The following is a 23,856-nucleotide window of genomic DNA, read 5'->3' on the forward strand; positions in this document are numbered from 1 at the left end:
GAAAGCCCGTGCTGAGTAATGAGTGCTGAGTGCTGAGTGTTGATTTATTATTCTCCCCTTGTCTCTCCCTACTCCCCACTGTCTATTCCCGATTTAATCGCATCCAATGGTTCACAAAAATTGCTCACACCTTGCTTGAGGACATAGATTAAAACTGGTGTTGCCAAAATTTTGGGGAAAGTTGGCATTGTTTTGAGGTGTGCCATCATCCCCAAGATAGTGTTATTCAGTAATTCTTCTCTAAATTCTGATTCACAAATCACCGCCCGCCATTTTTTCGCCAAAGCATCTAACCATTCAGAATTTGCCCTTTCTGGTTCTTGTCCGGCTTTGATAGCAAGTGTCATGGCTGCATCTTCTAAATCTCCTTCACAGTCTTCAATCAAATCCAGCGCTTCCATCGCTACAGGATCATCTATTAACTGAGAACGAAATAAGGCAATTTCTTGTGATGTAACTTGAGTCATATATACGTAGTCAAAAGTCAATAGTCCATAGTCAACAGTCTAGAGTCAATAGTCCATAGTCTAAAGTCCAGAGTTAAAAAGGCTCATAACTATTGACAATTGACAATTGACTCTTGACCATTAACTAATTAACGAACTGACCTGATAGTAACTGCACGCTGTAATTGAGCTAAAGCACGGTTGTAATTTAATATAGCCGTGACTCGATTACCTTCTGCTCTTGTTAAGTCAGTTTCTGAGTTGATTACATCAGTTTGCGTACCCACCCCAGCTTGAAAGCGCAACCGTGCTAACCGCAGAGCTTCTCTAGCTTGTTCTAAAGCAGTATTAGCTGTTTGCACGTTGTCTAAGTTAGCTCGTTGGGTAGAAAAAGCCTGTTCGACTTGAAAGCGGATTTGGTTGCGCTGCTCGGAAAAGTTTGTTTCCGCGATCGCAATATTAGCTCTTGCCTGAGATGCTCTGGCGCGTGCTGCTCCACCATCAAATAAATTCCAACTAGCTCTCACGCCAACTGAATAACCATCAGTAATGCTGACACTATCATCGAACTGATCCAACAGGTTGTAGTTAGCCACAAAACTCAATTGTGGTAAATTAGCTGCTAACGCTTGTCGGCGCTGTTGTTCACTAATATTCCGTTGAGCCAACTGCTGTCTTAGTTCTGGACGATTTTGAAAAGCCAGGACAATACTGTCTTCTAATGATCTGTCCCACAAACCAGCTAATTGCACTGTATCTGCTGCACTAATAGAGATATTTTGCGGCAAACTTAAGGTAGTGACTAACTGCCGTCGTGCTATCAGCTGATTGGAAATCGCATTAGTTAAATCTTGTTGAGCATTAGCTAAATTAACTTGCGATCGCAAAACATCGAAGCGAGTACCAACCCCCGCACGCTCTAAAGCTTCAGCATCACGCAAACTCGCTTGGGCATTTTCCACGGCTGACTGATTAATCCGCACTTGCTCATCGGCTCCCTGCAAGTCGTAATATTGGGTACTAACGTTCAGGCGGATTTCCTCAGATTGGCGCTCCACATCCAATTCATTGAAACGTACCTGTTCCTCAGCCTCTTTGATAGCGGCTTGCCGTCTTCCTGAAGTGTATATGTTATATGTCAACTGGGCTTGACCATTGAAACCTGTACTAGGTTCATCATTGTTAGATCTTACCCCGGCGCGGCCGCTTAAAGTATCTTGTAGCTGACTAGAAGCCGACTGACTACGAGTCACATCCGCACTGAGGTCTACACTAGGATACAAAGCTGCTTGGGCTTCTCGTAAAGCTGCGCGGCTGCGTTCTAGCTGCAATACATATACCCGTAGTTCCCGATTATTCCGTTTTGCTAATTCCAAAGCCTGTTCTAAAGTAATCGGTTGATTGCCTTGAACTGTGACTTCCTCTGCCTTTGTGGGAAATTGCAGAGAATTGGCACTAGGAATCAGATTTTCAGGAACTTGTACAGCACCACTAGAAGCTGGACTCACATTAGGGGGAACTGGAGCATTTGGGGCTGCTTCAGTTACAGTCGGAGTCGCTGCTGGTGCTATCTCCGTTGGCGCAGAACCAGCATTACTTGGCACAGTAGTGGCATCTGGTGCCACCTCAGCCGCTGCGGGTGTTGCAGTGTTATTTTGTGCAGTCAGTCCTCCAGTCAATTTCTGCTGCTCACAACCTTGAGAGTACAAAGACAAGGTAGTGGATATCCCTATTTGCTGTGAGCAACTTCGTGCTGCCAACAGTTGCGCTGCTCCTGCTCCCTTAACTGCTGTTGGTAGAACTATTGGCAATTGAGTTTTTAAATTTGGTCTTGACGCTGCTGGTTGTTGAATTGCAGATAAGAAAACTGTGTTTTTTTGACTAGCAGAAGGTTGGGAAGTAGCTGAATTGACAGATGTATTATTTAATTTCTCTCTTGTAGCAGTAACTAATTTTTTTTGTTTCTGAACTTTGCGTGAATTACGCTGCTCTAAATTATTTTGAGAAAAATTTAAAGTAGGAGTCGTATCGACAACACCACCTTGATTTTTCTGAGATATTTGTGCAAGCGCTACACCAGTATTTTCTGCCAATGTGCCTGGGTTAATGTGATTACTTAAATTTGGCACATTGAATGTAGTCAACTCAGAATTAGAAACTGCATCTGGAAAAATCTGGGTTGCAGTTTTAGGCAGTTGCGTATTTGTATTATCCGCCACTAAGTTATGACTTTCACTAAAAGTCACAACACTAGGAGAGGATTTTTGTTGTATGCTACTTACCTTTACTGTCCCAGCCCAGGCGGGCTGGGTTGTTAATACCGCTGCTGTTACGCCAGGTAAGAAAGTATGAAATAATTGCTGTCTTTTATGAAATAATTGCTGTCCTTTCACCGCATCCCCTCACACGAAAATCAATCTAGCGGCAGAAACCTTTTCTTCACCACAGAATATAGCACGATACTAAATTGAAGAAGGGATATAGCACGATACCAAATTTAGGAATCGGTACTCCTTTTGTCTTCAAAACTTTTGACTATGCGAGAAAGTTCTGCTTTTTCGTCGATGCTAACGCGGGTAGGCGCACCGCTGACAATTCTTTCGTAGTTCCTGAAAGAATCTTTAATTTCTGGGCCGTCAGCCGTAATATTATACTCACGAATTCCCTTATCGTGCCACGAACCTCGCATTTTAAATACGTTAATTGCCCGCGACATTTCCCCACGAATTTCTACGTACTGCAACATCAAAATTGTGTCAGTAATCGTCGAAATATGTGAGTCAGTAATAGAATGAGAACCCATAAATTGGTCAGTTGTATTGGTAAAAAAACCAGTAATTTCTTCTTGTTTGGCATAACCAGTTACACCAATTACAAACTGACGAAAAGCATTATTACTCACGCCTCTTGCTAGGGCTGAGAGTGAGTCAATGGCAATTCTTGCTGGTTTAAAATTAGCAATTTCTGACTTAATAATTTGCAAGTGATCTTCTAAACCAGTTGACTCAGGATAGGTACAAATAATTTTGAGTAACCCTTGATGTTCTAATTCTTCAAAATCAATGCCCCAAGAAGAAGCATTGCGTGACAGTTGAGCGCGTGATTCTTCATAAGCAAATAAAATTGCGCGTTCACCGTTGACACAACCATTTTGTAAAAATTTACTTACAAGTAGTGTTTTCCCAGTACCAGTAGCTCCTGTTGCTAAAATAATCGAATCTTTAAAGAAACCACCACCACACATCTCATCTAGTGTTTTGACACCCGAAGAAACGCGGACGTTAGAAGACCTTTGAGTCAAGCGCATTGCTCCCAGCGGGAAGATGTTGACTCCGGCATTGGTAATTGTGAAAGGATACTCACCTTTCATGTGAGTTGTCCCGCGTAACTTCAGGATTTCGCTCGTCCGCCGACGGCGTTCTCCTTCTAATACATTCCGCACAATTACCACGTTATCCGAAACAAATTCTTCAACTCCAAAAGATGCCACTGGGCCATATTCTTCCCCACGTTCAGTGGTAATGATGGTGGTGACATTCAATTGTTTAAGGCGGGCTACAAGGCGAAAAATTTCTCGTCTGACGACTCCCACAGCTTCATACTGTTGAAATACTGCGGTAATCGAGTCAATAGAAACTCGCTTGGCTTTATATTTGCGAATTGCATATTGCAAGCGCTCTATTAATGCCGAAAGGTCAAAATTACCGACAATATCTTGACCTTCGGGATCTGGGGAAGCATCTAGAATAAATAACTTGCCTTCATCGATTAAACGTTGTAGGTTCCAACCAAAAATATAAGCATTTTTGATAATGTCGCTAGGCGATTCTTCAAAAGTCACAAATACGCCTGGCTCATCAAAGTAGGTGATGCCGTTATACAAGAATTGAAGAGAGAATAAGGTTTTACCTGTACCAGAGGTGCCGCTGACTAAGGTGGTTCTACCTACAGGTAAACCACCATGACTAATATCGTCAAAGCCCTCGATCATTGTCCGAATTTTTTCTACACCCCCAATCGGTGGCTGATTTTGCTCTTTTTGCTCGTTTTCGCTCATTGCTGGATCGTAAATAGGGCTGTTAACCCAGGTTTTCTCTTACTAAAGGTACTAATTTGTTATCAAAAAATTTAGATTAAAGGTTATGCGACTCTTCCCAGTCTTCTTCACTCAGTTCTTCATACAGTAAATCTAATCCAATTAATACTCTTTCTCTGTCTGACAGATCACCAATAATTTTCCGCACAGGTGGGGGCAAAATTTTCGATAATGTTGGTGTGGCTAAGATTTTATCTTCTTCAGCTAGTTGGGGATTTTTCATGACATCGATGACTTTCAGTGCATAAACACCTTGAAACTCTTGGTCTAATATGTTTTTTAGTGTTTTTAATGCCCGAACTGAGTTAGGAGTGTTCCCCGCTACGTAAAGCTTGAGAACATAAGTTTTTCTGGCTTTATTCATAAAAATACAAACTTAAACATACAAACTAAAATAAAATCTGATTTTAATGATATTAGAGAAATACACACTTTTTTGGCTTTTGTGATTGTTGAGTATATTTTAGTTGATGGGTAAAATGTATTATTTAGAAATTGCACATCTATATGCTTCACATAGGTGTGCTAGGACATCTATGAGAGTCAAACGGTAATCAAGTAATGTCTCATTACTCCTTCCTTCTAATTTTAGCTGTTGAGAAAATTCATCAATGAGTTCCATGTGAATTTCTATAATTTGAGGCACAGGAATATTAGCACAAAATACTGTGTTGATAAATTTATCAATTTTTTCTTTCAAGGTTTTGTCTGTAGTAAAGTAATCTATAAGAATCTGGCGATAATCAGATTTAATTTGTTGTAACAATACCCGCTGATCCACTTGAGTCATTTGCTGAAAAACCTGTTGTGGTTTTTGCTGCTGGCACGCAAACACGTAAAAATATTGGTCTATAAAATTTTGATTAAGATTCGCTGGCAACCAATTTAGTAAGTAGTAAAGTCTAGCTGTGGTGGCGGCTACTAAAGTCGATGTGCTAAATTGAGCAAAATTAGACTGAAGTAGGTAACCATTGTTTGGGTTCAACGGTATTTGGATGCCTAGCTCATCTAGATTATCTAAAATTTTTTTAACATTTGGTTGGAAAAATAGTATAGGTAGTAGCATTTATATATTTAAACATCTTGCTTAATCACTCCAACCAAAGTTGGTTAAGTTGAACGAAGTTTGAGAAAAACTTTAGATAACCTGACTAATAATGTAAGTCAAGTTGCTAATCAATTCTCAATTACCTCTCTAGATAAACAAATTTCTACAGTGGCTCAACAACCAAATACAACAAGTGAGCAGGAAGACTTATTGAGCGGCTGATGAGGTGTTCGTTACCCTAGATACATTAGTTGATTGAGATTCGCGTATGTAGATCTATCAGAATGTAGATTTTTTGATTTCACCCCTTGATAGGATACTTAAACTAACTTAAAGTATGCGCGGATTCTAAATCATTATAATTCCTCAAGGTTCTAAAGCGAATCTTTGGAGCCATAATTGTTTTAGCTGTCACTCTTGATGAGAAGTGACAATACCAGTAAAACACTGTAAGGTTATTTCCCCAAAGTTATAAAGTGGCAAAGGCAAATACTGACAATGGCAAAACCAAAGTCAACCAGCAAGGCTATGTCTTGAACAATAAAACCTACCACGGCAATGGTCTTACAGCTAAAACAAGCATTGTGGAAATGAGTCTTCTGCTAAGGATATGACTGTAAGCGTGAATACTACTTACCCGATCGCCAATGCTCAAGCTAAACGCCGCTAGAGGAAGAATCAACCCCAAAGCCTTATGTCAATGCTACAGTACCCACTTTATAACTTTCTCGCAACCGTACCCAAATGCGGTGAAACAAGTACGTTAGTAGGGGCTTTAGAAGTTTTTGAGCAACAGCGGTGCGATCGCTTGGTAGTAGTCAATCAACTGCAAGAACCAATTGGGTTGTTAAAATCAGCCAAATTAACCCAAAAACTGTTGGCAGAATCGCCAGAAGAGCAATACTTAGATTTGTTACAACAGCCATTGGCAATCTGGCAGCAAAGCATTTTTGAGCCTTTACAAATATTAGCAGCAAGCGATCGCGTTGAGCAATTTTTGCAGTTTTTACGCTATTTTTCTGCCCAATCTCACAACAATATCAATTGGACACTGGTTGATGCTGACGGCAGATTTTTAGGATTGTTAGATAGTGGTCGTTTATTAAGATTGTTAGCCCAAGAAAAAGCTGGGATAACTACAGCCGACAAAAAATCCTCTCATTCTTTGCGGTCGTCTGGCCATGTTTCCCTAGAACCATCAGGCACTTCCAGGAGTCATACATCCAAGGTAAAAACTCCCTGGCGATCGCGCAAAGGTCATCAACTTCAGCCATTACTCCACAAACCCCTGATCAAATTACTCGAACAACTGCCCTGGCCATTGATGCTGCAAACCAGCACGGGTGAGATAGTTAGCCAAAATCCCGCTTGGTGGCAGCAGTTGGGAGGTTTGAAAGATCCTGAAGATGTGCGACAACAAGTAGCAACTATCCTGTCTCCAGATCTAGACAAACAACCAGAGTATGTTAGTCAAACAGCCGGGAGATTTCCGCAGTGTGAAGATGGCACATTATCCCAACTGAACCTACATTCAGCAGAGCATACTTGGGCTGTGAAGCACGAAGCCTTGCCCCAAAATGCCACTTTTAATCACCTACAAGAATCACCAGTTGCTCCACCCAAAACCTTTAATCGCTGCTTTTTAGATCATCAGATGGGGACTTGTACCTGCGTTGTTGAAGAACAAAATGGTCAGGAACGCATCTGGCAATTTGCCAAAATTCCCTTAGATAGTCCAGAATTCAAGGCTTTGGATAGCCAGCAAACCGAAAATCAACACCTGTGGTTGGTGTTGGGAACTGATGTCACCGAACAGCAACAGTTGTGTAAAGAACTAGCGGCGAAAAATGCGGACTTGATTCAACTCAATCGCTTAAAAGATGAATTTTTAGCTTGTATTAGTCATGAACTTAAAACTCCCCTTACCGCAGTTTTAGGATTATCGCGGTTGCTCATCGACCAACAATTAGGGGAATTGAACGAACGCCAAGCCCGCTACGCCGGACTGATTCATCAAAGCGGCCGTCACTTAATGAGTGTGGTCAACGACATTTTAGATTTGACCCGGATGGAAACGGGACAGATGGAATTAGCACTCGCACCCTTGAACATTCAAGCTGTGTGCGATCGCGCTCAAGCAGAAGTTACCGCTATCCATACTCACAGCAGCAAAACCTTACCCAACAGCCCCTCAGTCCCGAAATTCACCTTGACGATGGAACCAGGGTTAGAGCAAATGGTGGCAGATGAACTGCGCTTGCGGCAAATGTTGGTACATTTATTGTCCAACGCATTCAAATTCACAGAAACATCCGGCGAAATTGGTTTGCGCGTTAGTCGTTGGGAAGGTTGGATTGCTTTTACCATTTGGGATACAGGAATTGGTATCCCGGAACATCAGCAACATTTAATTTTTCAAAAATTCCAACAATTAGAAAACCCCCTCACCAGACAATTTGAAGGAACTGGCTTAGGGCTAGTTTTAACCAGAGCTTTAGCCCGCCTCCACGGAGGCGATGTCAGCTTTTTGTCCCAAGAAGGTAAAGGTAGCCAATTTACACTCTTACTACCACCCAGTCCGCCAACTACAGGTTTTACTGATTCCGAAACAAGTAACAAAGAAGATAGAACCCAGCAGAATCTGGGTATCCAAAAAGCTCCGACTTCTGCCAATTCCCAAGTTAATCATCCTCAGCATCTCCCTGGCTCTTCTCAAAGATTAGTACTGATAGTTGAAGCCGTGGCTCGATACATTGAAGACTTGGCTGAACAACTCAAAGGTTTAGGCTATCGAGTGATCATCGCTCGCTCAGGTACAGAAGCTGTGGAAAAAGCCCGACGCTTGCAACCACAAGCTGTATTTTTAAATCCTTTATTACCATTGCTTTCAGGGTGGGATGTCCTGACATTGTTGAAGTCTGATGCGGCTACACGCCATATACCCGTGATTGTCACTGCTACAGGGGCAGAAAAAGACCAAGCATTTGCTAACCAAGCCGATGGTTTTTTGAGCTTACCCATAGAAAATCAGGCTTTAGCACCGCTGTTGGAAAAGTTGTGTGCTAAACCCACAATTTCAGCTTCAGAAATGGAGACTAGTCAAACTATTGTCAAAAACCAACCATTGCGAATTCTGAGATTGGTTAATCCAGAGATAGCATCAATTAACCCCCATCCCTCACTGCGTGAGCATCGGGTGATAGAAGTGGATAACCTAGATCAAGCAGAACTTTTAGCCAGGGTTTGGCAATTTGATGTCATTTTATTAGATGTAGAAACTTCCTTAGCCCAAACTTATTTAGAACAATTAATTCAGCACCCGCGTTTGGTAGCTCTCCCATTGGTGACATGTGATGTTGCTACTAGCTTGGCGGCTTCTCAGATTCCTGGACTTTCAGTCTTTCCCTGCTTAACACCTTTTGGCAGAAACAATCACAGTCGTACTGATAAAGTAGATCCGCTGCTGTCAGTTTTACAAATTGCCTCTGGTATTTGTTGCCCACCGAGTATTTTAGTTGTAGATTTGACAACACTGCATGATTTACCCCAAATCAGACGTAAACAGGTAAGAAATTATCGCACTCTGAAAAATGCTGCCCTGAATAATATTACTGCCGAAAGAGGATCTGAGTGGTTTCAAGCTTTAATTCAGTATCTCCAAACCGCAGGGTTGAAAGCCGCAATTGGGCGCTGTTGGGCAGAAGTAAACCAACAAATTCGTCACAATAGTGTGGATTTGTTGCTCATTTGCTTGGGAGAATCTCCCATTCATCAAGATGTGTTAAAAGCACTAAAAGCATTACAGGATTCCACTGTGAATTTGCCCCCAATTTTGGTGCTTGATCAACGTTCCCATGATTATGAACGTAATTCTTCAGCAGCAATCGAGCCACACAAAAATAGTAGCCGAGATCATGTAGATCAATCATTCAGTGCGATCGCCACAGAGATTTTACCGCGCTCAATCTCAATGGAAGATTTATTGCATCATATTAATCAGGCTTTACTGCACCATCGACAGGAAAAGAGTTAATTTTTATTGGACAATCAAGAAGCTCAGATACCTAACTGCTTAAAGTAGTTTAGTATCTCTTGGGTGAATAATTAGAGAAATATCCTGCTTTTGGTGTTTCATTTTCTTGAAAGAAATTCTAATCAATTGATAAGCACCTTTTGAGGCTAAATTTTCATAATTGTCAGGAGGTAAATCCATTTTGACTAGGTTTTTATGTTCTGCCAAAACCATTAAAGATGGTGCTTTTACTGGCATATTTATTTTATTTTGCAGATAAACAATAGCATCGCTTGTCAGTTTAATAAAATTGACTTGTTGATGGCTGTAAAAAACTACAGTGGGTTTTTTAAAGCCAACCATGACTAATTCTTCATTCGGTTGCTTCACCTGGGCGACAACAGCAGAAATTTCCCGTAAAGGCATCTGTCGTTCTTGATCCATCAAAAACATTGCTGGCATCAAAACCACAATTAAAAATGCCACAAACCCCAACAAATTTGCAGCAATAATACCTGACCAACGACGAGTTATTAATAAAAATGCTACACTCATAGCACCCAAAAACCAAATAGAACCGCCTAGTTCGGTTAAACCCGAATTTTGTAGGGTTTGGCGGAAGTTTGGTGCAGCTTGATCACTACCTAATAACTGGGATATTTGAAATATTGCCACAGACAATGTAGATAAAAAAACTACATTTGCCCAGCCACTAACCCAAAACAATTTGTGTGGCGATCGAGAACTAGATACAGATGAGCCTGGAAAATAATCGCTCCATAATAAAGCTACTAAAATAGCAGCGGCTGGCATTAAAGGTAAAACATAGCTAGGCAGTTTGGTAACAGCAATTGTGAAAAAACCAAACACTCCCAAAAACCAAATGCAGGCAAATAACCCTAATTGCTGCGATCGCTCTTGAACTAACCATTGCGATCGCTGCCAAAATTTAAGTCGTGCGAAGGCGGCGGGTAAATATACAGAGTATGGTGCAAAACCTAAAAGTACTACCAAAAAGTAAAAATACCAAGGCGCTGAGTGACCATTTACGACTTCGGTAAAACGGTCTAGGTTGTGATAACCAAAAAACGAATTAATATAATTCCACCCATTACGCCAAATTACTAAGGCATACCAAGGAACTGATAAAGCCAGAATTATCAGTAATCCTAGCAGTGGTCGCATTTCTCGCAAAACTTCGCCTAACTTGCCTAAGTACAGCAAAAAAGCCAAAATTACTATCCCAGGTAAGACTATACCCACAGGGCCTTTAGTTAAAATTGCCCCAGCAATTAATACATAACAAGCTAAATACCATTTATTCGGGAGTAGGGAATAGGAAGAAGAAACGGGGCGGGGAGTAGGGGATAAGGGTGAAAAATGCTCTCTTTCTCCCTGCTCATTTGCGTAGCCGAGAAAAAAACATAACAAAGCAGAGGCTATGCACCCAGTTAGTAGCATATCCGATACACCTGTTCTTCCCCAGACAATCATTTCGGGGTTGAGAGCCATAACGGCGGCGGCGATCGCAGCTGTTAAGTAACGTCGGGTGGGGCGTTCAACTTGTGCTACTATGTCCCCCTTCGCCAGATGCCACTGTACAGTATAAAAAGCCAAACTAATGACGGCAATTGCTGCGATCGCCGATGGGAGACGCACCGCCCATTCATTCACCCCCATAATTGAGTAGGCGATCGCTTGACACCAGTAAATTAAGGCGGGTTTATCAAACCGAGTCACACCATTGAAAAACGGCGTAATCCAATCACCTGTGACAAACATTTGTCGGGATGCTTCCGCAAACAATGGCTCTGTTTCATCAACTAAGCCAACACTGCCTAAATTCCACCCGTAGCCAATCCAACCAATCAGCATCAACCACAAAATTGATAAAGTCACCACTAGAGATGGACGCTGTGCTATCTTGTTGAACCATCGGTCAACAGTGTGGAAAATACTCAATTTCATCCTCATTTGGTTTTTAGTCAATGGTTATCAGTCAACAGTCAATAGTTATTAGTCGTTAACGAGTGAGATTTTGTTCTTTGATGATTTTTGCTTTGTAATAGTCATCAACTAAAGACTATTATCTATGGACTATGGACTTTTGACTTTTGACCTTTGACCTTTGACTATTGACTAAGCACCAACAGCCATTCTTTAGTTTGAGCGTTCCAAGTTGGTAGGGAAGTTTCCCCAACAACATACGGCCCCCAGTAGCGTCGAGAACCATCTTGGGCGAAGGCGACTAAAATATCTCCTTTTTCTAGCTTTAAATTGCCATTAGGTAACGAAAGCAGCAAACCTTTACTGCTACCCTCTTGAGGTGCAAAATCCCAATGGGCTGGAATATCTGAGGTAATCTTGCTACTAGCCGAGCCTTTACCTTTTAATTGCCGTGCTAGTAAAGCTAGACGCACAGGTTGATCAGTTTGATTACTCATCCGCAAAGTCCCTTGGGCTTTGGCACTACCAGCGACATTGGGACGATTTACCAAAACAGACTGAACTTTGCTAGTGCTTTGTTCTACTTGGTTAACTGGTATTGTTGTTGTACTGGAAACATTTGTCGAAGTGGCGGTAGCATCTAAAATAGGTAATTCAGAATTACTTTTTGACTGAGGCATATTAGTAGATGCTGTATCAGAGGTATCAGGATTAGTGGTCTCAAATGACACACTTAAATCTAAACATCCCACCAGCAATCCAAGCAGCCCCAAGCAACAAGCTGTAACAGCAGCCTTACGATACACCTGAGATTTCATTTTGATATTGGTTAGAAATAATTTTTTGTTTAGTCTTGGCCAAATATTAGCCTATTCTCTGCCGTCAGGATGACAGAAATTTACTCACTTGTCTACAATAGACTCTCGTAAAATTAAGCTATAGGATGTATCATACTTATCATTTTTCGGAAATCACTCTTTGCATGATTAGTTACCTTAATTTTACTTAAAGAAGCTTTCTATCGGTTATTGTTCCATTGGGTTTTACAGTAGGGTAGCAAGGTTAAGCAAATAATATTACATAAAAATAAACATTCAACCGTATAATTACATCTAAATTTTTTTCGCCTTGGCGTAATCTGAATAACAAGATACCTATTGCTCAACCCTGAGAGATATAAGCAATAAAATATTTACATTTATTAACAATTGATGATTCCTCACACCAAAATTCGGCTGATCATGAGGCGCTAGAACAAAATATACATTTAATGTAACAGCATTTTGCCTAGGTTGCTACAACGTAAACTGTTATACATTCAATTTTTACATTTAAGTCGCGGGGTTGATTAAGCTTTTTTGCCTAAAAGCCTATCTACTGGATAAATCATCGCTCCAGCAAACATATACAAATTAAATACAAAATAGCTGATACCTGATTTTAAAACCCACAAAATTTATCATAATATTCAAATATAGTATTTTGACAAAATTAATTTGAACAACCGAGTATCTTTGATTGATGCAAAACACTAGAATCAACAATTTATTAGATGCTATTGCTAGTAGCTTAGGACAATTGTTTCGTAATCCTTGGCGGCGACTGTCAATCTTAATTATTAGTTTCTTGTTTGGTTTTTTTCTAGGCACAGCTATTTCAACAATTGCAGGACAAAAAGCCGAATTAGATATTGTTGTAGCCGCATTTTTAGTATTATTAACTGAGTTGACAAGTAGGATATTTTATAATCGTAAATTGTTTGCCAAAAGACCACTGTGGCTGGAATGTCTGAATATTTTGAAAGTGGGATTTACTTACAGTCTGTTTGTAGAAGCCTTTAAGTTAGGCTCCTAGAAAAATTGCTAAATGGTAGTTTTGAGGCAACTTATCGATGTATCCTTGGCTCCAAGAGATGATAGCAGAGGATGTTTCAGAGTTAACTTGGCAGCAAGTACGAGTTGCAACCTTGGCTAATCCTGCAAAAGCAAAGGCTTTTGATATTACACCAACAAATGTTGATGAAATGCTCCAAGAGCGATCGCAATTACTCAAATCTGTGTTGCCTGCTTTTCGGCAATTTTGTCAAACTAGCTTGCGTGCTAACTTTGAAGAAATGTTAGAGGTGTTGTGGGATTTATGGCTACCTCTGGGAATGAAATTAGCCGCACAGCGTCGAAGCCTCAACCGTCCTCTAATTCAAGGAATTTTAGGAGTACAAGGTACAGGTAAAACTACAGTGTGCCAAGTTTTATCCTTGATTCTTCAGCAGTTGGGATATCGCACGCTGAGTTGGTCATTAGATGACTTATATAAAACCTACAGCGATCGCTTAATTTTATTACAGCAAGACCCCCGCTTAATTTGGCGGGGGCCACCAGGAACCCATGATCTAGATTTGGGTTTAAATGTGTTAGAGCAAATTCGCCAAGGAGAAAAGGCTGTAACTGTTCCCAGGTTTGATAAATCTCTTCATGCAGGTGCAGGCGATCGCACCACTCCAGAAATTGTTACAGATATAGATATTGTCTTATTTGAAGGCTGGTTTGTGGGTGTGCGACCAATTGATCCAACAGCTTTTGATTTAGCACCGCCACCGATTATTACCGACGCAGACAAAGCATTTGCGCGGGAGATGAATCGTCAATTGAGCAATTATCTGCCATTGTGGGAACGCTTAGATAGCCTGATTTTGCTTTACCCCAGAGATTATCGCAGTTCCCTAGAATGGCGCAAGCAAGCAGAGCAACAGATGGTGGCTGCTGGTAAAGCCGGAATGAGTGATTTACAAATTGAAGATTTTGTCAACTATTTTTGGCGATCGCTCCATCCAGAATTGTTCCTCAAACCTATGCTGCGATCGCCATCGGTTGCTGATTTGGTAATTGAAATTTGCCCAGATCGGACTTTTGGTGCCATCTACAGTTTATAGAGCATCCGGATCTACGCCTAAAGCTCGTAATTTTTCCCGTAAACGGGCATTTTCTTGTTCAGCTTGTTCGGCACGTTCATCGCCAGTCAGCAAGAGATTGCCTTGCTCATCCCACCAACGTAGCCACGGTAAGGCGGCATTCAAATAATAGCCTTGCCAAATGCCTAACTCTACACCCAAAGGATAAATAGGATAATGTCCTCGTTCATTGGGAAGCATCATTTCATAGCGACCAGCCACTAGTTGATATAATTCGACCCTTGCCTGTTTAACTTCATAAATACCATAGTAGGCGGGACGAATTACCTGCTCATAAATCCAAAACTTACCTGTGAATGGTGTGTTGTCTCGTTCTTCTTGCCCATCCCCAGAAACAAATTCTAAAACAATTAAAGGCGCAATCAATTCTTGCCATAAAACGTAAGAACGGCGCAATTGACCGTTGAGAGTAGGCGGAACATTAGGAACATAAAACCAATCGGGAGCCTCTGCACCTCGTTCTGGTGGCTCTGTCATTCGCCAGTAGATACCGCAATCTTGCCCAATGCAGTATTGAGCATCAGGATGAATTTGTTGTAGCCGTGGTTGAATTGAATCAGTCAATAAAATACTTTGAGGATGCTCCTGAAAATTTTTCACAAAACTGCCATCGGACTCTGGTAGCTGGGTATGGTCTGGTAGGACAAGGCGGACAACTTCACTAGTCATCGTGTTCTCTCCCTGATGCCTGACAGTACAAAGATATCATGCACCCCAACGAGGAATAGAGAAATTGTAAGTTGATTGTTTGTTAGACAGCTGAAAGCGATCGCGCCCTTCAATTTTTGCCTGATATAATGCGCGGTCTGCGGCAGAAATCATATCTTGAAAGTCAGAACCAGGTTGAGGAATATCCGCTGCAACCCCGGCACTAATTGTCACATAACCACTGACTTGGGAATTGCTATGGGGAATTGCCAATTTTCGCACCACCGAGCAAATTTTTTCTGCTAATATCGCGGCTCCCTGCATCTCTGTTTTGGGTAAAATCACGGCAAACTCTTCACCGCCATAACGCGCCACTAAATCGGCCGGACGTTTGACACTATCTTTGATGGCTTGGGCTACTTTTTGCAGACAGCGATCGCCTGCCCGATGTCCATAAGTATCGTTGTAAGATTTAAAGTAATCCACATCACATAAAATTAAAGACAAAGGTAACTGGTCTCGCGCCATCCGTTGCCATTCTTGGGAAAAATACTCTTCAAAGCGTCTGCGACTAGCTACTTGAGTTAAACCATCAATAGTTACCAACCGTTGTAATTCTTGGTTAGCAGCTTCTAGCTGTTTTTGTAGCTGAGATTGCTGAATCAAGCGTTTTACCCGCTGGCGTAATACTGGCCAGTGAATCGGTTTAGTCACATAATCAATTGCACCCGCATCAAAGGCCTGATCAACTGACTCTTGATCTTCCAAGCCAGTAATCATTAACACTGGCGTATACTTGCCTTGATCTAAAGATTGCAACTTTATACAACATTCAAATCCATCCATCCCCGGCATGATGGCATCCATGAGGACAATCTGGGGATGCAGTTGCTGAAATAAAATTAACGCTTCTATACCGTCTCTTGCTTCTGCTATTTGATATCCGTCTCGCTCTAAAGCAAGTCGCAGTTGGGTACGAATAAAAGGTTCATCGTCAACAATCAAAACTAGAGATTGATTTTTGTAAAAGTTGGTTTTCATGATCCCGCCTCCAGTTCTAATTGCAATCCTGTTTTGACTTGCTCATACTCTTGTTGAAGTTGTGACAAGATGTCTGCACATCCCAAAGGATCATTACTTCTGCCTTTAGCTTCTAACTGCTTACAAATTTGAGCCAGGCTGGTTGCCCCAACAGAAGCACTACTGGACTTGAGTTTGTGAGCAGTCTTCCATAAAGTTTCGGCATCTTCTCTTACCACAGATGACTGAATTTCTTGGATGAGTTTAGGTGCTTCTAAAAAATAACAGTGCAGTAGTTCTGTAAATGCTACCTGATCCCCTGCTAACATCTGACGCAAAGATTGCAAAACTTTGTGATCAATTGCAGATATTACTAAATTTGGCGTGTTGGTTTGGTTTTGGATTGGCAAAAATGTTTGTATTGGTGGATCTTTTGTGGAGATAAAAGGCTGACATTTACGTAGTGCTTTAACTAACTCTGCCATTTGGATGGGTTTGCTAATATAATCATCCATCCCCGCGGCTAAACAAGCTTCGCGATCGCCCCGCATAGCGTTGGCTGTGATGGCAATGATATAAGGGCGAGTACTAGCTTCCCATTGCTGAGAGATGATTTGACTCGTTTCTAGTCCATCCATTTCGGGCATGTGAATATCCATCAACACTACATCATAGGGTTGACGCTGCAATGCTTGAATCACTTCTTGCCCATCAGCTACCACATCTGCTTGGTAGCCAATTTTTTGCAACATTAGTAGTGCTACTTTCTGGTTCACCAAGCTGTCTTCTGCCACAAGAATGCGTAGGGGCATTTTCTCAGCTAAATGAACATCAAAGGGAGAAATATATGCACGAGAAATGTTGACTGATAGCAAATGATGTCCGCAGGTATGGGTGAGGACGTAGTGAAGTTGAGATTGTTTGATTGGTTTATTTAAACAGACAACTAACCCCACATCATTAAAGTCTCTACATATTTCTGGAGTACCCAAAGCAGTTAACAGTACTAAGGGGAGATTTTGACCACCAGGCTGTTGACGAATGGCCTGCGCTAGTTCCAGTCCATCAATTTTTGGACTTGGCAGATCGAGGATGGCAATATCAAATTCCATTCCTTGAGCCAGCAAAGCTAAAGCTGCTTCACTTGATTCAGCAATGTATGTTTGCATTTGCCAGAACTGCACTTGCAAACTGAGAATTTTGCTGTTGGTAGGATTATCATCCACGATTAATAACCGCTTACCAGCCAACTGACTCACAGAAGTAGTCACTTCACTTGATGGGGGATTAGTCAGGATTGCGCTGGTAATTGTGAAGTAGAAAGTAGTACCATGATGGGAGACAGTGGCTAAAACAGGCTTGCTATTTTGCCATCCAGGATCAGGATTACCACCAATACAGCCACGACTTTCAACCCATAAACTACCATTCATCATCTCACTCAGGCGTTGGCTAATCACTAGTCCTAGTCCCGTACCACCGTAGAGTCTGGTCATGGAGGCATCTGCTTGGGCGAAGGGTTGAAATAACCGTGCCATTTTCTCTGGGGTGATGCCAATACCTGTATCTTGGATGCTAAACAGAATTTTGCAGGTAGTGTCGAGATTTTGAGTTTCTAGTTGGTTGGCGTATACAGAAAGGACAACTTCTCCTTGTTGGGTGAATTTAATGGCATTGTTGAGCAAGTTCATTAAAATTTGGCGCAAGCGTGTGATGTCGCCAATTATTTGGGTTGGTACTTGGGGATGGATCAGGTAGATTAGTTCAATCTGTTTTTGGGCAGCTTTTGGGGCTAAAAGGTCGATTACTTGTTCTACACAAGCTTTTAAATCAAAGGGTTTTTCTTCTAGTTCCAATTTGCCAGACTCAATTTTAGAGAAGTCGAGAATGTCATTAATGATGGTAAGTAAGGCATTGCCGCTGGTATGGACGGTTTCTACAAAGTCGCGCTGTTGGGGAGTTAAATCTGTATCTAATAACAGTTCTGTCATCCCAATTACAGCATTCATTGGGGTGCGAATTTCATGGCTCATCATAGCCAAGAATTCACTTTTGGCGCGGTTGGCTGCTTCTGCTTGGCGTTTTGCTTGTTCTAGGGCAAAGTTTTTTAAGGTAAGTTCTTCGCGTTGGCGGGTTTCTTGTTCTAATAAATTGGCTTGGGCGAGGGCAATGCCGACTTGTGCGGCTACTGCTTCTAATAATTCAATTTCTTCTGTTGTCCATTGGCGAAAATAGCTGCACTGATGTAAGCCGATCGCACCGTTAGGTTCTCCTTGATAAGATGTACGGACTGCTAACATGGACTTCAAGCCAATGTTTTGACAAATTGTTTGCGCTTTTTGGAGTAACGGGTCAGCATATACATCATCAGAAGTGATCGCTTTATCCTCGGTCATCATTTGCTCGGCATGAGGATTACCGATTACCGGAATTTCCACTGTTTCCTGACAAGTGTAGGTGGGAAAATTATTATACTCTGCTACTAAGGGAATTCGTGGTATGGGGTCATTAATATAAGAATGAATGAGGCAGCGTTCGGCTTGAAATGCTTGACCAATTTGGACGGCGGCGGTGGCAAAGATTTCTTTGCTATCGAGACTTTGGCGAATTTGTTGGGTAATTTGTTTTAACAGCAGTGTTTGATGTAATTGTCGTTGCAATGCTTGTTGTGCTAATACTCTTTCTGTAATGTCATGATTAAAACTGACACTGGCGATCGCTTGTCCTTGTTCATCTTGTAAGAGAATGACTGTAGTTTCACAAATTCCTTGACTGCCATCTTTGCGAATAAATTCAAGTTCCCCAGACCAACGTCCCTGCTGCTGAATATCTGGCAAAATTTGGGGTATGAGTTGATTAGTTACTTCCGGTTTATATAAAATACTTGTGCTTCTGCCCAAGATTTCGGCTTTGCTATAGCCAAACATCCACTCAGCCGCACCATTCCAGTCAATAATTTTTCCGCTTAAATCAGTGATGATTACGCCATCGTACATGTTTTCAAAGATTAGGGCTTGGCGTTGCAAAGTTAATTCTGCTTGTTTGCGATCGCTAATATCGGTATGAATACCAATAAAATGGCTTAACCGACCAGTGTCATCATGAATAGGAGAAATGCTCAATTCATTCCAAAATAAACTGCCATCTTTGCGGTAGTTACGCAACAATACTTGGCAACTCTTCCCAACTTTCATAGATGCTTGCAGTTGTTGAATTGCTGGTTGTAGAGGATCTGTACCCGGCAAAAAAGCACAGTTATAGCCAATAATCTCCGCGGCACTATAGCCTGTAATTAGTTCAAAGGCAGGATTAACGTAAATAATTGGTTGATTAGGGAGTCTAGCATCAGCAATTATAATTCCATCACTAGCAGCTGCTAGGGCGCGTTCCCGCAATCGGAGAGTTTCTTCTACTAGTTTCAAATCTGTAATCTCAAACATAAACCCCCTGAGCATTATGGGGGTTCCAGCATTTTTGACAACATTGACAATATCTCGTAACCACACAACTCGCCCGCTTGCGGTTAGCATTCGGTATGCAAATTCCTGGTTTTCGCCTTTCGCCATTGCGTCTTGGTAAACCTGCATCGCCTGTTCCCGATCATGGGGATGCAGACGATTCATCCAAAAATTTTCCTGATACCATTCTGCTAGGGGATAGTTCAATAAAGCTTCTGCTTGTGGCCCAATATATGTAAAGCGCCAAGTTTTGACATCGAATTCCCAAGGAATTACTTTTACCGTTTCTAATAATTCTCGCAGGTGAGTTTCACTGGCACGTAAAGCAATTTCAGTTTTTTGCTGCTCCCAAATTCGGTCTGTTAGTTCTTGATTAATGGCGGCTATACGTTTGTTTTGCAGTTCACTACTTTGAGCAAAATAAATAGAAAATGCCAAGGTGCTGGCGATGAGTAACCCAGAGATTAAAACAATTAATGGCAGAGGTGATCGCAAGTCGGTTAATAATTCTAGAGAAGGATAGACTGCAATTTGCCAGTTGCTTCCATATAAGTTAAGGCTGACTTGTTGTTGCCAATTTAATAGCTGCGTTGGTAATGAGTTCTGTCCATAAATTAATTTTCCATTCTCAAAGACTCTAATTTGATAACCTGGTGGCAAATGCACCAGAGAATCTAATAAGGATTTAACTTGAAAAACTCCTAAAATAAAGCCATCAAACTGTTCGCCAATCCATAGTGGCAGATATGCGAACAATCCTTTCTTGCCTTGAAGAAGCTCAAATGTGGGCGTAAAATTGGTTTGACGGCGGTTACGTGCTGCTTCTAGTGCTGTGCGTAGTTGAGGTTTTTGAGTTAGTTCTAAAGTCTGGGTGATTTGATAGTTAACTTCGGGTACAGTCCATCTCACCCGCAATGATGGGTCAATCCATCCCAGAGTTTGATATCCTCCAAAATCTTGGATGTAGGCGGCTGCTTCAGTTCGCAATTTTTTCTGATCCAAATTATCATGCAGTTGCCAGTTTTTGCCCATACGCTCTAGTGCTAGAATCCGCATATTTACTTGGGCTGTTAATTCGGTTTTAATGGCGATCGCTTGTTGTTGAATCAGTTGTTTAATATCGTGTTGCTCTTCAATTACTAGCTTCTGCCAAACCAGAAATACTGCTATTGCAACAACAATACCCACCACTAAGGGCAGCAACTCTCGTTTGCTGAAAACTTCTCTTGCTTGAAACTGATGATATCTGTGCCGCCTAACCACTTATTCATCCTCTAGCACTTTCAGCATGTGTCTGAATGATTATTACTATTAATTAAAATTATGAATATTTATTTTACAATATCCACATTTTCAGAAATTATTTTTTATTGTATCTTTTTTAAGAAAATAGTTAAATTTTCCTTATAATTTTTATTTTTTTAGTATCTATTACTTGTATTTCAAAGAAAGTAATTAATCTTTTTAAAAGAAATATTAATAAAAGTTTATTTTTGTCAACGGAGATTTTTTATATTTGTTAAATTTAGCTTTTCATCTATTAAATCTGTCCTGTTATTAACCTAATGTTTGATGATGTTTCAAAATTAAATTGATAAATTGGAAATTGTTAACCTGATATTTGCTATCGATTTAAGCAAAAGCTACGAGCAGTAAATTCTCAAATAAAGAATCAAAATCTCCAAATAAAAGGGTCTTGATGCCCAGCATTGATTCCCAAGAACATTTATCAAAGTGTTTGTTTTTATAATACCTAAATTTATGGCTAGTGAGGTAGGTAGCAGAAGTATAATTACTGTTGTGAATTCTTAGCTTTTACCTCATTGATCAGCAAAATACTGTAACTTTAATAACAATATACATAATTTACTTAAAGTTTTGAGATAAAACGCAGAAGCCAAGACTTATAAACTCTAAATGTTGAACTCTCAACTAAAAAATAAACAGCAATATTTTTATAAATATCGCTGTTTTATCAAAAGAATTCAGGACAATTTCGACACACCACTAATTGATTCTAGTTTTTTAATTTTGATATCATGTCTGACAAATTACTCATAATATGTCATTGCGAGTTTAACGAAGTGGAACGACGCAATCGCCTAGACTTGGCAATTACTTCGCTTCTGGGCGAGACGCGAAGGTTAACGCTCGTAATGACAAGTATTTAGTCAGACTTGATATGACTTCTGAATTCTTAGATTTACTGTTTAGACTGAATTTGATGAATTAAATCTGTAAAATATTGCCAATCATTTACCTCAGCAATTGGTTGCCAAATTGATTCAATTACAGGTCTAAGCAGTACGGTTTTAGGATTATGTTGAGCTAAGGTTTGGGCAATAACTTCTATCGCATCTAAATCAAAATGATTTAAGATTTTATGGTAAATTATGCACCAATTATCAAAAGTTGCCGAAGTATCCGCGGCTGGTACAATCTCTGAATTGTGTAGTACACAAGCTGGGTCATCACGCCATTTAGAAGAAAAAGTTCGAGCCATTTCTGAGAAAAAAAGATGATAACCAACTTGGCTATCTTTTAAAAATGTTATGGTTAGCTCTAAAAGCTCATCGGCTTCTGGATGGTTCAACTGCTCAAAACCTAACTTTCTCAACATTAAGCGGCGATATTCTGTCCCATAATATTCATTAAAGCTGGCGAGTCCCGCTTCCATGTCAGTTGGCTCAATAATTGCCTTTAATGGTTCTTGCAGCATTTCTAAATTCCATTGGCAAATATTGGGTTGATGACCATAACAATAGCGTTTGTAATAGTCAAAATATGCGGCTGTAAAATATGGGTCATAGGTGGGGATAAACGCGTAGGGGCCATAATCAAAGCTTTCCCCAGTAATTGACATATTGTCAGTGTTCAAAACACCATGACAAAAACCGGCCGCCATCCACTGTGCAACTAGTTCGGCAACTCGCTGGACTAACTCTGCATAGAATAAGGCATATTTATCTTTTTGGCTGACTAAATGACGGTAATAATATGCAATTACATGGTCTAACAGCTTTTTAGTTAGATCTGGACGCTGTAAATAATGAAAACGCTCAAAATTGCCAAAACGAATATGAGAACTGCTCATTCTCACCATGACTGATGAACGAGTAGGAGAAGGTTCATCACCGCGCCACAGAGATAAACCAGTTTCAATCATGCTGAAACAGCGAGAGGTGCGGACTCCCATTTGGTGTAGTGCTTCAGCGGCCAAAACTTCCCGCACCCCACCTTTGAGTGTCAGCATCCCATCGCCACCACGGGAGTAAGGTGTTCTACCAGAACCTTTAGTCCCGAAATCGTATAATTCGCCATTAGTAGCGCGGACTTGACCGTAGAGAAAACCTCTACCATCACCTAAGTAAGGGTTATAGTTACCAAATTGATAACCGTGATAGCGCAGTGCTAATAAAGGCTTGCGTCCTTGAAATTTGCCAAAAGCGTTGATGAAATGCTCATCTGTAACGGCTTGAGCATTGAGTCCTAAATCAGATAACAGTGCGTCATTACGCCAGCGCAAAATATGTTGGGGAAATTCCTCTGCGGCTACTTCGTCGTAGTAATCATCACCCAAAGATTCTAAGGCTGGTTCGTAGTTGAGGGTGAGCAAAGGATTAAGAGAGTTGTCGTGGTTGGGAGTTTCAGCCAGAGTCATTACGCGCAAAGCTCAAAGGATTATTCCCTTCATCGTACCTCTGACATCAGCAGAGCGCGTCAATTACAAAGTTGATCACACTGACTCAAAGTGTGTATTAAAAAGTTATATATAGGCTAAGAGCAATAATTAGCATCAATAATTACCTATTATTTTAAGTACATTTTATTGTAGAAGCAAAATATATGATTTCAGTAATAGTTTGCATAGGTAATTATTGATAGATTTTAGGATAAAGGGCATTTTTCAGGCTTAATCATTATGAAAGATTGATTGTTATCATCAATAACTGCCGATATATTACGAATCTTCGTTCTTTTTGCCGCCCACAATAAATTTTTACTTATATGATCAATCTAATATTTTTTTAATAATTATGGGTTAGGACTTAACCAATTTGACGTTAAAACCTGTAAACTAAGTTTCAACGAATTAAGTGATCCCCAAACAAATCTATCAGCTTTAATTAATTGTCTCTCCAGTACGTCATTTTAGCCTTTTGCTCTATGTAATCGGCTCGGCTTGACTTGTTTGAATATAGCTCGAAATTAT

Annotated in this window: 14 protein-coding genes; 3 read left to right on the forward strand and 11 right to left on the reverse strand. The window is 40.7% G+C overall.

Annotated elements, in window-relative coordinates; genetic code table 11:
* Positions 1–68: 68 nt before the first annotated feature.
* The 5 genes from AC504W_RS25245 to AC504W_RS25265 all read right to left on the reverse strand — a co-directional run bounded on the left by AC504W_RS25245 (position 69) and on the right by AC504W_RS25265 (position 5,608).
* Positions 69–467 (reverse strand): hypothetical protein, encoded by a 399-nt coding sequence (locus AC504W_RS25245; protein WP_103124017.1) that lies wholly within the window; start codon positions 465–467, stop codon positions 69–71.
* A gap of 128 nt (positions 468–595) precedes the next feature.
* Complete coding sequence (locus AC504W_RS25250; RefSeq protein WP_494874977.1) at positions 596–2,839, reverse strand: TolC family protein; 2,244 nt, start codon at positions 2,837–2,839, stop codon at positions 596–598.
* Positions 2,840–2,943: 104 nt separating this feature from the next.
* Positions 2,944–4,503 (reverse strand): circadian clock protein KaiC, encoded by a 1,560-nt coding sequence (gene kaiC, locus AC504W_RS25255; protein ID WP_096581016.1) that lies wholly within the window; start codon positions 4,501–4,503, stop codon positions 2,944–2,946.
* Between the two features lie 76 nt (positions 4,504–4,579).
* The gene (gene kaiB, locus AC504W_RS25260; protein ID WP_096581018.1) at positions 4,580–4,906 is read right to left on the reverse strand and encodes a circadian clock protein KaiB; all 327 of its coding nucleotides are present in this window, start codon (positions 4,904–4,906) and stop codon (positions 4,580–4,582) included.
* Between the two features lie 120 nt (positions 4,907–5,026).
* Entirely contained in the window at positions 5,027–5,608 is a 582-nt protein-coding gene (locus AC504W_RS25265; RefSeq protein WP_494874978.1) for a KaiA family protein, read from the reverse strand.
* A 676-nt stretch (positions 5,609–6,284) separates the two neighbouring features.
* Here AC504W_RS25265 and AC504W_RS25270 point away from each other — a divergent pair.
* Positions 6,285–9,623, forward strand: a complete 3,339-nt coding sequence (locus AC504W_RS25270) for an ATP-binding response regulator (protein ID WP_494874979.1) — start codon at positions 6,285–6,287, stop codon at positions 9,621–9,623.
* Positions 9,624–9,662: 39 nt separating this feature from the next.
* Here the strand turns inward: AC504W_RS25270 and AC504W_RS25275 are convergent, their stop codons facing one another.
* Both AC504W_RS25275 and AC504W_RS25280 read right to left on the reverse strand, forming a co-directional pair.
* On the reverse strand, positions 9,663–11,576 hold the full coding sequence (locus AC504W_RS25275; protein ID WP_494878759.1) for an ArnT family glycosyltransferase: 1,914 nt from the start codon (positions 11,574–11,576) through the stop codon (positions 9,663–9,665).
* Between the two features lie 158 nt (positions 11,577–11,734).
* Positions 11,735–12,367: a hypothetical protein gene (locus AC504W_RS25280; protein ID WP_494874980.1), complete on the reverse strand. Its 633-nt coding sequence runs from the start codon at positions 12,365–12,367 to the stop codon at positions 11,735–11,737.
* A 703-nt stretch (positions 12,368–13,070) separates the two neighbouring features.
* On the opposite strand from AC504W_RS25280, the gene AC504W_RS25285 reads away from it, so the two are divergent.
* Together AC504W_RS25285 and AC504W_RS25290 are read left to right on the forward strand one after the other, a co-directional pair.
* Positions 13,071–13,403 (forward strand): DUF565 domain-containing protein, encoded by a 333-nt coding sequence (locus AC504W_RS25285; protein ID WP_096581026.1) that lies wholly within the window; start codon positions 13,071–13,073, stop codon positions 13,401–13,403.
* A gap of 37 nt (positions 13,404–13,440) precedes the next feature.
* The gene (locus AC504W_RS25290) at positions 13,441–14,478 is read left to right on the forward strand and encodes a glycerate kinase (RefSeq protein ID WP_494874981.1); all 1,038 of its coding nucleotides are present in this window, start codon (positions 13,441–13,443) and stop codon (positions 14,476–14,478) included.
* Here AC504W_RS25290 and AC504W_RS25295 read toward each other — a convergent pair.
* The 4 genes from AC504W_RS25295 to AC504W_RS25310 all read right to left on the reverse strand — a co-directional run bounded on the left by AC504W_RS25295 (position 14,473) and on the right by AC504W_RS25310 (position 23,304).
* Positions 14,473–15,186, reverse strand: a complete 714-nt coding sequence (locus AC504W_RS25295) for a Uma2 family endonuclease (protein ID WP_494874982.1) — start codon at positions 15,184–15,186, stop codon at positions 14,473–14,475. The two genes, AC504W_RS25290 and AC504W_RS25295, sit on opposite strands and share 6 nt — an antisense overlap.
* 36 nt (positions 15,187–15,222) lie before the next feature.
* Complete coding sequence (locus AC504W_RS25300) at positions 15,223–16,206, reverse strand: diguanylate cyclase domain-containing protein (RefSeq protein WP_494874983.1); 984 nt, start codon at positions 16,204–16,206, stop codon at positions 15,223–15,225.
* Complete coding sequence (locus tag AC504W_RS25305) at positions 16,203–20,906, reverse strand: PAS domain S-box protein (RefSeq protein ID WP_494874984.1); 4,704 nt, start codon at positions 20,904–20,906, stop codon at positions 16,203–16,205. Before AC504W_RS25305 ends, AC504W_RS25300 begins: the two co-directional genes overlap by 4 nt.
* A 940-nt stretch (positions 20,907–21,846) precedes the next feature.
* Positions 21,847–23,304: a protein adenylyltransferase SelO gene (locus tag AC504W_RS25310; RefSeq protein ID WP_494874985.1), complete on the reverse strand. Its 1,458-nt coding sequence runs from the start codon at positions 23,302–23,304 to the stop codon at positions 21,847–21,849.
* Positions 23,305–23,856 lie beyond the last annotated feature (552 nt).

The organism is Nostoc sp. C96 (assembly GCF_059384975.1).